Here is a 9719-nt window from a genome sequence, read left to right as displayed (position 1 = left end):
CAGCTACCGACTCCGCGGGCGGGGCATCGACAGCCTGCCCAGCATCCGCACCACCGCCGACCAAGGCGAGTCCTAGACTCCCGACAACCGCTCACTTTTCAACTGCCGCATTCGACCAGTCTTCGAGCGCCGTCCACACGTCGTGGACGCGCGGGCGCTCGCAGTTCACCGCGCATGAACCACGTGCGTCGAAACGACCGGAGCAGCCGAGTTGCGGATGTCGCAACGCAGCGGTGGGTGAGCCACCTTTCAAGCGTTGGGTTTGGTGGAACACTCACCGCTGCCCCGGGTCGGCGCCGACCGCCGGTGAGCTGTCCACCGATCTACTCCGCGAGAAGGTGGACAGCGCACCGCCGCCTGAGATCCGGACATGCCGCGTTGAGGTGCGATAGGGACACACCCACGCCCAGTAAATGACTTCGGTTGTTAGCAGATTCGTAGCAACGCCTTCGGCATCCGGATGTTGGCGTCGCCTAGAACCTGCTCCTGACCAGGCCAAACTCTGGTGGGGCGGGTGGGGCTCGAACCCACGACCCAAGGATTATGAGTCCCTTGCTCTGACCGACTGAGCTACCGCCCCTGGAGCCTGCTCGCCGGCACCCGCTGGCGACGTGAACCGGCCGTTGCCGACCCTATCCGCGCTCCCGGCTGGGGACCCAGCCCACCCGGGGCGACGTGCCGATCCCTGTCTCACGAGGGCGCTTCCGTCTCCAGCTCGCAGGCTCAGCCGAGGCGATCCTGGAGCCGCACGGCGTCGTGCGGGGCATGACCCCGGGCGTCGTTGTCGAAGTAGACGACGACGTCCGCCCGCTCCGCCCAGCCGTGGCAGCGCGCCGCCCAGCGGTCGAGGGCCTCGTCGGAGTAGCCGCTCGTGTAGAGCTCGGTGTCGCCGTGCAGCCGCACGTAGACCAGGTCGCTCGTGACGGCGTCGGCCATCGGCCAGCGGCCGGCCGTGTCGGCGACGACGCAGGCGACGTCGTGCTCGCGCAGCAGGGCGAACGCCTCCTCCGTGCAGTACGACGGGTGGCGGAACTCCAGCGCGTGGCGGACACGCCGGGCGGACAGCCCGCGCGGGCAGGTGGTCAGGGCCCGGTCCTCGGACAGCTTCCCGTCGTGGCGGCGGGCGAGGGCGGCGACCTCGCCCATCGTGCGCGGCAGCAGCTCGAAGAAGGACACGAGCCGCTCGGCGTCGTACTCGAGCCGCTCGGGCAGCTGCCACAGGACCGGTCCGAGCTGCGGCCCGAGCGCGAGCAGGCCGGAGGCGAAGAAGTTGGCGAGCGGTGCCTCGACGTCGCGCAGCCGCTTCATGTGGGTGATGAACCGGCCGCCCTTGACCGCGAGCACGAAGTCGTCGGGGGTCTGCTCACGCCAGGAGCGGTACGACGAGGGCCGCTGCAACGAGTAGAACGAGCCGTTGACCTCGACGGTGCCGGTCCGCGCGGCGAGGTAGGCGAGCTCCTCGCGGTGGGGCAACCCCGGTGGGTAGAAGTCGCCGCGCCAGCCGGGGTAGGTCCAGCCCGACGTGCCGACCCGGATGCCGCCCATGCGCGTCCCGGTGCCTACCGTCGGCGGGCGCTGTCGATCACGAGGGCGAGGGCGTTGAGGCCGGCCCAGCCGAGGGTCACCGACAGGATCTTGGTGCGCACGGCCTCGTCCTCGGTCCGCGACGAGAGGACGGCGGCGTCGCCGAGGTCCATCACGATCCGCAGCACCATGGCGGTCCGGACGGTGCCCGGTCGCCGGCCGAGGACGCCGAGGCTGCTGATGACCAGGTCGCGCACGCCGTAGGTGCGGGCGAGCAGCTCGAGACCCTCGCGGTCCTTGCGGTCGGCCTTCAGGGCCTGCCAGAGGTGGGCGGGCTGGGCGAGCGCGTAGCCGCCGTAGGCGGCGGTGGCCGTGGACATGATCCGGCTCAGCGGGTAGCTCATGCCCGCCCGTACCCGTCCCTGCCCCGGCTCACGCGAGCCCCGCGCCGTCCACCGGCGGCGGCTCGCCGAGGGAGGCCAGCCACAGCCCGGCGGCAGAGCCCCACTCGGCCAGCTCCGTGTCGTCCATCGGTGCGGTGCACCGGATCCAGGACTCCGTGCGCGCGAGTCGGCCGAGCTGGAGCGCTGCCGGCAGCACGGCACGGAGCTCGGCCATCGGGGCGTGCTCGCTCCAGACCTCGAGCGCCGCGTCCGCCACCCGGTGCAGGCGCGGGTCGTCCGGCCCCGCGCCGAGCGCCTCCGCGAGCAGGTTCAGCGGGACCAGCAGGGCGGCCAGCGGCTCGGTGACCATCGCGTCCGCGAAGTCGAACAGGCGCAGCTCGCCGTTGACCTCGAGGACGTTGCGCCCGTGCAGGTCGTTGTGGCACAGGGTCGGGGGCAGCCCGACCGCGGCCACCTCCTCCGCCCACGCCCTGACCTGGGGCACGAGGGCCCGCACCCGGTCGCCGCGCTCGGGCGGGAGCGCCCGGGGGTCGGCGGCGGGCAGGCGGGAGAAGTCGTCGAGACGTTCCTCGACGTAGGCCGGGCAGTCGACCGGCTCGAGCACCGTCAGGCCGGTCGCGACCAGCCTCCCGACGTACCTCGCGACCTCGAGCTGGAGCTGCGCGCCGGCCGCGACCACCCGGCACCAGTCGTCGACACTGCCGTCGCCCAGGGGGAGGCCGAGGTCGGGGGTGAGGAACAGCCCGCGGCCCGGCTCGGCGGCGGTCACAGGGACCACGTGGCGGGCAGCGAGGTCGTTGAGCGTGACCACCAGCGCCGCCTCGTAGGACTGGGTCGAGCAGCTCTGCTTGGCGAAGAACACGCCTCCGTCGGTCTCGGCGCGCCACACGGTGGCCCACGGTCGGGTCTTGACCGGCTCGAGGACCCGGGGCTCCCCCACCGCGTCGGCGACCCAGCGCCGCAGCTCGGCCCGGAACGCCGGGCCCGACCACCGTGCGGTCGACGACGGCAGGCGGAGGGCGACGTCGGCCCACCGGCTCGCGCCCCTGCCCTCCATGCCCGCAGCCTGTCATGCTCGGGAGCGTGGAGATCGAGAAGCTGGAGCCCCTCCCCGAGGACTGGGACCGGGCCTTGTGCGTCGTCGCGCACCCCGACGACATGGAGTTCGGCGCCGCTGCCGCGGTCGCGCGGTGGACCGGCCAGGGCAAGGAGGTCACCTACTGCATGGTGACGAGCGGGGAGGCCGGCATCGACGCGATGGCTCCCGACGACTGCAAGCAGGTCCGCGAGGCCGAGCAGGTCGAGTCGGCCCGCATCGTCGGCGTCCCGGCCGTGGAGTTCCTCGGCCAGCCCGACGGGGTCCTGGAGTACGGCGTGCCGCTTCGTCGCGAGATCGCCCACGTGGTCCGGCGGTACCGGCCCGACATCGTCGTCACCGGCAACTTCCGGGAGACCTGGGGCGGGCTCAACCTCAACCAAGCGGACCACATCGCGACCGGCCGTGCGGTGGTCGACGCGGTGCGCGACGCCGGCAACCGCTGGGTCTTCCCCGAGCAGCTCGTCGACGGCCTGGAGCCGTGGGGCGGCGTCCGCGCCGTCTGGGCGTTCGGCTCGCCGACCTCGACCCACGCCGTCGACACCACCGACACCTTCGACGCCGGCGTGGCGTCGCTGGAGGCGCACCGGGCCTACATCGACGGGCTCGGGTGGGAGCACTTCGACGCCCGCGAGTTCCTCGAGGGCTTCGGCCGGCAGACCGGCCAGCGCCTCGGCGTGCCGTTCGCGGCGGCCTTCGAGGTGTTCCCGATGGGGTGGGGCGAGTAGGGCCCGCCGCGCCCGGGGCCGAGCCGTAGCGCGCGGATCCCGGTGGTCGCGTTTCACGCGGCGAGGATCCAGCGGCCGGTCTCGATCTCGGTCCAGTCGTCTTGTGCTCGGCGGGGTCGGGGTGGGTCGGGGGCGCGGGAGTGGTGGGTGTGTCCGGTGGGGGTGGTGATCTGGACGGTGTGGGGCTCGAGGGGGCCGGTGGTGGTGTGGTGTCGCCAGCCGGGGGTCTCTTTGGTGAGGTTGCAGTTCTCGCAGAGGCCTTGGCCGTTGTGGGCGGTGGTGGGTCCGCCGTCGGCGGCGCGGGTGATGTGGTCGGTGGTGCGCAGCGGGGCGCCGCACCAGGGGGTGCGGCAGCTCTGGTCGCGCAGGGTGATGAAGTCGCGTAGCAGGCCGTCGAAGGTCCGGGTGGTGGTCTCCATCGCGACGAGGTGGTCGGTCTCCTCGACCCGGAACAGGCGCCGGACCCGGGTGGCGTGCTCGGGTGAGGCGTGGACCAGGCGGCGGGCGATCACGGCCGGGACCGGGCCGAGGGTGCCGCCGGGTCCGTGGAGGTCGGCGGGTTCGTCGTCGTCGCCGAGCAGGGTCTCGGCGGAGACCACGAGGTTGATGGTGATCGGGGTGCGTTGGGCGGTGACCTGGCCGGTGAGCCGGGCCACGAAGTGGTCGGCGACCAGCTGGGCGGTCGATCGGTCGTCCCCGCGGGCCCGGTCGGTGGCCGCCGCACGGTGCAGGGAGGTCATGATCGCGGCGTGGTCGACCTCGGAGACGACCCCGGCGATCAGGCCGGTGCCGTCGGCGAGCCGGCGGCTGGACACGTGGCGGCGGGACACCGCGGCCTCCCGGCGTCGGGTGGCACCGGCGGGGTCGACCCGCATCGCCGCGCGGGCGGTGGCCAGCCCGAGCTCACGGTCACCCAGGACGGGGAGCCGGTCGGCGAGCGCGGCGTCCACGACCCGGCGGTCGGCCTCGGAGAGGTCGCGGGTGCCGTCGGCGACCAGCTGGGCACGGTGCTCGTTGATGTCGCCGCGCTCCAACGCGGCCAGCGTGTGGGGCAGGTCGTCGACCAGCGCCACCGCCAGCCCCGTGAGCCGCCGGCCCCGGTGCGGGCTCTCGTGGCGGGCCAGCCCGACCTGCGCCCCCACGCTGCGGGTCGGCTCCCCGTCGCCCACCACCGCACCGGTGATCCGGGCCTGGACCGCACAGGCCGCCGACTTCACCCGTTCCAGGGCCTCGAGCCAGTCGACCCACGCCGCCGGGTCCGCAGGCGCGGTCACCTCGGCGAGCAGCGCGACCAGGACCTCCAGGTCCACCAGATCGAGCTGGTCCGCCGAGTCGAACATGTGTTCTATTGTACTCCGATCGCCGGCGGGGTCAAGCCTCCTCAGAACTCGTAGCCCAGGTCCCGCACGACTCCCGCGAACAGGTTCCCGACCAGGTCGCGGGTCTCGTCGGTGTAGAGCTCCCGGTAGCTGCGGGCCGGTCGGGAGTGCGACTTCGCGTGCGGCAGCTCGGGCGAGCCCGGCAGGCCCCGCTCGGCCCAGAGCTCGGCCAGGTCGCTCGCCAGGGACTCGAAGCGGAGCACCCGGTCGACGGCGATCTCGCCACGGAGCCGGTAGATCCGCGCGTTCTTGTCCGCGAGCTTGACCACCACTGGCCGGCGGACGAAGTCGTCGAACGGCGGCGCCTCCTCGTTGCGGTAGCGCCAGTAGTACTGCGAGACCACGAGGTCCCAGGGGTTCCGCTCGATCGTGAACCGGAAGTAGTCGCGCCACACGTCCGGACCGACGACCAGGCGTACGCCGCGCGCGGGCATGTGGTTGAAGGCCTTCTCCGGCAGAGGCGGGGACTCGAAGTGCTGGGGGCCGCGGCCGCCCCGGGAGCGGCGCAGCTCCTCGTCCTCGTCGGTCAGCCGGGTGATGGTGTCGTCCGGGCCGCAGATGCGCGACAGCGCGATCTCGACGCTGGTCCCGGCGGTCTTGCGGGTCTTGAGGAAGATCAGCCGGTGCTCATGGGACACGATCACGGACCCCATCCTGCCGCCCGGTGGTCCCGCGACGTCGGTCGGTCACCCCGCGGGTTCCGGGCCGGTCGGCGAGGTCGTCCTCGGGTGGAGTGACGGCCCGCCGGTTGCTGGGGCGGGCCGACGGGCCGTCCTCACCATCGTGGGCGTGCCGGGCCGGTCCGGGCAGGGACTCTCGGACCACGCTCCCGGGTGCCGATGGGCCCCGGACGTGTAGTCCGTTCGGACCAACCGGGGAGCGACCGGCCCGCACAGCGCCCGGGACGGAGACGCCGCGAGGCCCTGCCGCGCGATGCGCGGTCAGGGCCTCGTCTCTGCTCCCCCGGTTGGACTCGAACCAACAACCCTCCGGTTAACAGCCGAATGCTCTGCCAGTTGAGCTACAGGGGATCGGGTGCAGCCCGCACAGGTTAGCAATGCCGATCCGCGAGTAAAAATCGAGGTGTCAGTCGACGCCGACCTCGCCGCGAGCGGCGGCGAGGGCGTCCTCGGCGACCCGCTGGACCTCCGGATCTTCGGGGTCGATGCCCTCGTCGTACTCGTAGAGCCAGATGATCGGCCGGTCGCCGTGCGGCGCCCGCCGGGCGACCACCCGCAGGCCGCGCCGGCCGCGGACGGCGACGTGCCGCTGCATCACGATGCTGGCCGTGACCCGCTCGCGGACCAGCTCCAGCAGCCGGCCGGGCTCCTCGATCGTGAACTCGTGGACCGGCCGCTCGACGCCCCAGGTCCCGACCTCGCTGACCCGCAGGGTGGACTCGGCGCTGTCCCAGTCGGCCGCCTCGACCTCCTCCCAGGGGATGCGTACCGTCTCCGTGAGCGCCAGCGCGCCGGTGCCGAGCGTGCGGACGACGTACAGCGCGTCGCGGGTGCCGCCGAGGTGCGCCTGGTCCGCCGCCGCCTCGGCGAGCAGCTTCTCCCCGCGCTCGACGCGCACCGGCGAGCGGGGCCGACGGCCCCTCACGCGGGGCCCGCGATCTGGTCCAGCAGCGAGCGTCGGTGGGACTCGAGCATCGCGAGCTCCTTGAAGAGGGCGTCGAAGCCCGCGGTGTCCGCGGGGTCGGCGCGTTGGAGACGCGAGCGCGCGTCCGCGATCCGGCGGGAGGTGGTGCGCTCCTGGAGACGGAGGAGGTAGCCGGTGACGTACGCCGCGTCCGGCTGCTTCTTCAACGGCGCGACCGCCAGCGCACTCACGGCGGCGGCCACCGCGGGGTCCGAGGCCGAGTCGCGCAGCTGCGCCGCCCAGCCCGCCTCCCCCACCCCGGCAGCGACCCCGCCGGCGGCGGCGACCAGGTCCCAGACCGCCTGGAGGACCGGGTGGGTGAAGTCGTCACGACTCAGGTCGGAGCTGAGCCGCCCGATCGTCATCGGGTGCTGGATGACGAGCATCAGCGTCTCGCGCTCGACGGCGAACCGGGGATCGCCGATGCTCGGCAGGTCCCGGACGGGGGGCGCCGCCGGTGCGGCCTGGCCGGCGCCGGACGTGGTCGGCTCCGGGGCCGGCCGACGGTTGGTCGCCCGCTTGACCTCGGCACGTGCGTCCTCGACGTCCAGCCCCACCATGCCGGCGAGCTCGCGGGCGAAGGCGTCCACCTTCGACCGGTCGCGGATGCTCGAGACCAGCCGCGCACCCTCGCGCAGGGCGTCGATCCGGCCGTCGGCCCGGTCGAGGTCGTACTTGCCGACGACGTTGGAGAGCACGAACCGGTAGAGCGGCACCCGGCCGTCGACCAGCGCCCGGACGGCCTCGTCACCCTTCTCGATCCGCAGGTCGCACGGGTCGCGGCCGTCGGGCTCGACGGCGACGTAGGTCTGGGCGACGAAGTTCTGGTCGCCGCCGAAGGCACGCAGTGCCGCCTTCTGGCCGGCTGCGTCGCCGTCGAAGGTGAAGATCACCTCACCGCGGGTCCCGTCGTGGTCGTCGAGGAACCGGCGCAGCACCCGCGCGTGGTCGTCGCCGAAGGCCGTCCCGCAGGTGGCGACGGCGCTGCCGACGCCGGCGAGGTGGCAGGCCATCACGTCGGTGTAGCCCTCGACGATCACCGCCCGCGACGACCGCCCGATCTCGCGGCGGGCCAGGTCGATGCCGTAGAGCACCTGGCTCTTCTTGTAGATCCGGGTCTCCGGGGTGTTGAGGTACTTCGCCTCGATCCGGTCGTCGTCGAAGATCCGGCGGGCCCCGAACCCGATCGTGTCGCCGCTCGCGTCGCGGATCGGCCACAGCAGCCGGCCGCGGAAGCGGTCGTACGCCGAGCGGCCGATCGCCACCAGGCCCGCCTCGACCGCCTCCTCCTGGGTGAAGCCGCGGCCGCGCAGGTGCTTGAAGACCGCCTCGCCCTCGCGTGGTGCGAACCCGATCCCGAAGCGGCTGGCCGCCTCCTGGTCGAAGCCGCGCTCACCGAGGAACTGCCGCGCGACCAGCGCGTCGGGGGTGGCCAGCTGCTCGGCGTAGAACTCCTGGGCCACCCGGTTGGCCTCGATCAACCGGTTGCGCGGTGGCCCCTTCGGCCGCTCGTCCCGGCCCGCCCCGTCGTCCTCGCGCCGCAGCACCACGCCGGTCTTCTCGGCCAGTCGCTCGACCGTCTCCCCGAAGGTGAGGCCGTCGATCTTCATCAGGAAGGCGATGACGTCGCCGCCCTCCCCGCAGCCGAAGCAGTGGAAGAACCCTCGGCTCGGGTTGACGTTGAACGACGGCGACTTCTCGTCGTGGAACGGGCAGAGCCCCTTCAGCGAGCCGCCGCCGGCGTTGCGGAGGGTGACGTACTGCGAGACGACGTCGTCGATGCGCACCTTCTCGCGCACCTCGGCGATGTCCTCCTCGCGAATCCGTCCTGCCACGTGGCGGAGTCTAGGCGGGGGCGACGACTAGTTGTACCCGGCCGGGACGTTGGTAGCGGTCCTGGCCGTTGACGTGAAAGAGAACCTCCGGGTGGGGTGTGGCTTGTCTAAGGCCCACATCCACCCGGAGGTTCCATGTCTCACGGTAGTGCGCGGCTGACCGTCTACGGCCGGCTGCTGATCGTTCAACGCCACCAACAGGGCTGGCGCCAGGCCCACATCGCGGCCGCGATGGGGGTCTCCCGCAAATGCGTGAAGACCTGGCTCGATCGCTATGCCGCCGAAGGCGAGGCAGGTCTGCAGACCCGGTCCTCACGACCACACTCCTCGCCAACTCGAACCTCGCACGAGGTCGAGCAGCGAGTGCTCGTGCTGCGCCACCGGGAGCGGCGCGGCCAGGACTGGCTCGGCCCGGAGCTGGGTCTGCCGCCACGCACGGTCTCGCGCATCCTGCGCCGCCACCAGGTGCCCTACCTACGTGAGTGCGACCCGATGACCGGCGAAGTGATCCGGGCCTCCAAGGTCACCGCGGTCCGTTACGAGCGGCCCCGGCCCGGCGACCTAGCCCACATGGACGTCAAGAAGCTCGGGCGAATTCACGACGGCGGCGGATGGAAGGCAGGCCCCGCGCACCGACAGACCGCGAAGCAGAAGCGCGCCAAGATCGGCTACGACTACGTCCACTCACTGATCGACGACCACTCCCGCTACGCCCATTCAGAGATCCTGCCCGATGAGAAGGGCGCGACCTGTGCGGCGTTCCTGCTCCGGGCCGCCGAAGCATTCGCCGCTGCCGGGATCACCCGAATCGAGCAGGTCATCACCGACAACCACATGTCCTACAAGCTCTCGCGCGACATGCGCGAGGCGATCGCCGCGATCGGCGCCCGCCACCTGTTCATCAAGCCCCACTGCCCCTGGCAGAACGGGAAGGTCGAGCGCTACAACCGCACCATCGCCACCGAATGGGCCTACCGACAACCATTCACCAGCAACCTCGAGCGCGCAGCAGCACTTGCGCCCTGGCTCGAGCACTACAACACTCAACGCCGCCACAGCGCACTCGGCGGACTCCCACCGATCAGCCGGCTACCAACCTGATGGCCGGG

Annotated in this window: 9 protein-coding genes and 2 tRNA genes; 2 read left to right on the top strand and 9 right to left on the bottom strand. The window is 72.4% G+C overall.

What is annotated here, in order from left to right:
- Positions 1–503 precede the first annotated feature (503 nt).
- From ACILQ5_RS09960 to ACILQ5_RS09945, 4 genes are all read right to left on the bottom strand, one after another.
- A tRNA-Ile gene (locus ACILQ5_RS09960) sits at positions 504–580 on the bottom strand.
- 143 nt (positions 581–723) lie between these two features.
- Positions 724–1545 (bottom strand): DUF72 domain-containing protein, encoded by an 822-nt coding sequence (locus ACILQ5_RS09955; protein ID WP_395657837.1) that lies wholly within the window; start codon positions 1543–1545, stop codon positions 724–726.
- A 14-nt stretch (positions 1546–1559) separates the two neighbouring features.
- Positions 1560–1928: a hypothetical protein gene (locus tag ACILQ5_RS09950; protein WP_395657836.1), complete on the bottom strand. Its 369-nt coding sequence runs from the start codon at positions 1926–1928 to the stop codon at positions 1560–1562.
- 28 nt (positions 1929–1956) lie between these two features.
- Positions 1957–2985 carry an aminoglycoside phosphotransferase family protein gene (locus ACILQ5_RS09945; RefSeq protein ID WP_395657835.1) on the bottom strand — a complete coding sequence of 343 codons (1029 nt, stop codon included), beginning with the start codon at positions 2983–2985 and terminating at the stop codon, positions 1957–1959.
- A gap of 26 nt (positions 2986–3011) precedes the next feature.
- Between ACILQ5_RS09945 and ACILQ5_RS09940 the strand changes: the two genes are divergently transcribed.
- Entirely contained in the window at positions 3012–3752 is a 741-nt protein-coding gene (locus tag ACILQ5_RS09940; protein ID WP_395657834.1) for a PIG-L deacetylase family protein, read from the top strand.
- Between the two features lie 53 nt (positions 3753–3805).
- Here the strand turns inward: ACILQ5_RS09940 and ACILQ5_RS09935 are convergent, their stop codons facing one another.
- The 5 genes from ACILQ5_RS09935 to dnaG all read right to left on the bottom strand — a co-directional run bounded on the left by ACILQ5_RS09935 (position 3806) and on the right by dnaG (position 8610).
- Positions 3806–5092: a DUF222 domain-containing protein gene (locus tag ACILQ5_RS09935; protein ID WP_395657833.1), complete on the bottom strand. Its 1287-nt coding sequence runs from the start codon at positions 5090–5092 to the stop codon at positions 3806–3808.
- Positions 5093–5133: 41 nt separating this feature from the next.
- Positions 5134–5775 carry a hypothetical protein gene (locus ACILQ5_RS09930; protein WP_395657832.1) on the bottom strand — a complete coding sequence of 214 codons (642 nt, stop codon included), beginning with the start codon at positions 5773–5775 and terminating at the stop codon, positions 5134–5136.
- A 314-nt stretch (positions 5776–6089) separates the two neighbouring features.
- Positions 6090–6162 (bottom strand) — tRNA-Asn (locus tag ACILQ5_RS09925).
- 55 nt (positions 6163–6217) lie between these two features.
- A complete protein-coding gene (locus tag ACILQ5_RS09920; protein WP_395657831.1) occupies positions 6218–6736 on the bottom strand; it encodes a hypothetical protein in 519 nt (172 codons plus the stop codon).
- Entirely contained in the window at positions 6733–8610 is a 1878-nt protein-coding gene (gene dnaG / locus ACILQ5_RS09915) for a DNA primase (RefSeq protein WP_395657830.1), read from the bottom strand. The genes ACILQ5_RS09920 and dnaG overlap by 4 nt, the downstream gene beginning before the upstream one ends.
- Before the next feature lie 135 nt (positions 8611–8745).
- Here dnaG and ACILQ5_RS09910 point away from each other — a divergent pair, with 135 nt between their 5' ends.
- Positions 8746–9711, top strand: a complete 966-nt coding sequence (locus ACILQ5_RS09910) for an IS481 family transposase (protein WP_395657829.1) — start codon at positions 8746–8748, stop codon at positions 9709–9711.
- The last annotated feature ends 8 nt before the right edge of the window (positions 9712–9719 follow it).

The sequence above is a fragment of the Nocardioides sp. genome (assembly GCF_044226305.1).
GTDB lineage: Bacteria > Actinomycetota > Actinomycetes > Propionibacteriales > Nocardioidaceae > Nocardioides.
This window is presented reverse-complemented; position numbering and strand designations above follow the sequence as displayed.

Bases quoted from the DNA above. Each gene is read 5' to 3' on its own strand.
- ACILQ5_RS09955 (WP_395657837.1), bottom strand. From the start codon at position 1,545: ATGGGCGGCATCCGGGTCGGCACGTCGGGCTGGACCTACCCCGGCTGG.
- ACILQ5_RS09950 (WP_395657836.1), bottom strand. From the start codon at position 1,928: ATGAGCTACCCGCTGAGCCGGATCATGTCCACGGCCACCGCCGCCTAC.
- ACILQ5_RS09945 (WP_395657835.1), bottom strand. From the start codon at position 2,985: ATGGAGGGCAGGGGCGCGAGCCGGTGGGCCGACGTCGCCCTCCGCCTG.
- ACILQ5_RS09935 (WP_395657833.1), bottom strand. From the start codon at position 5,092: ATGTTCGACTCGGCGGACCAGCTCGATCTGGTGGACCTGGAGGTCCTG.
- ACILQ5_RS09910 (WP_395657829.1), top strand. From the start codon at position 8,746: ATGTCTCACGGTAGTGCGCGGCTGACCGTCTACGGCCGGCTGCTGATC.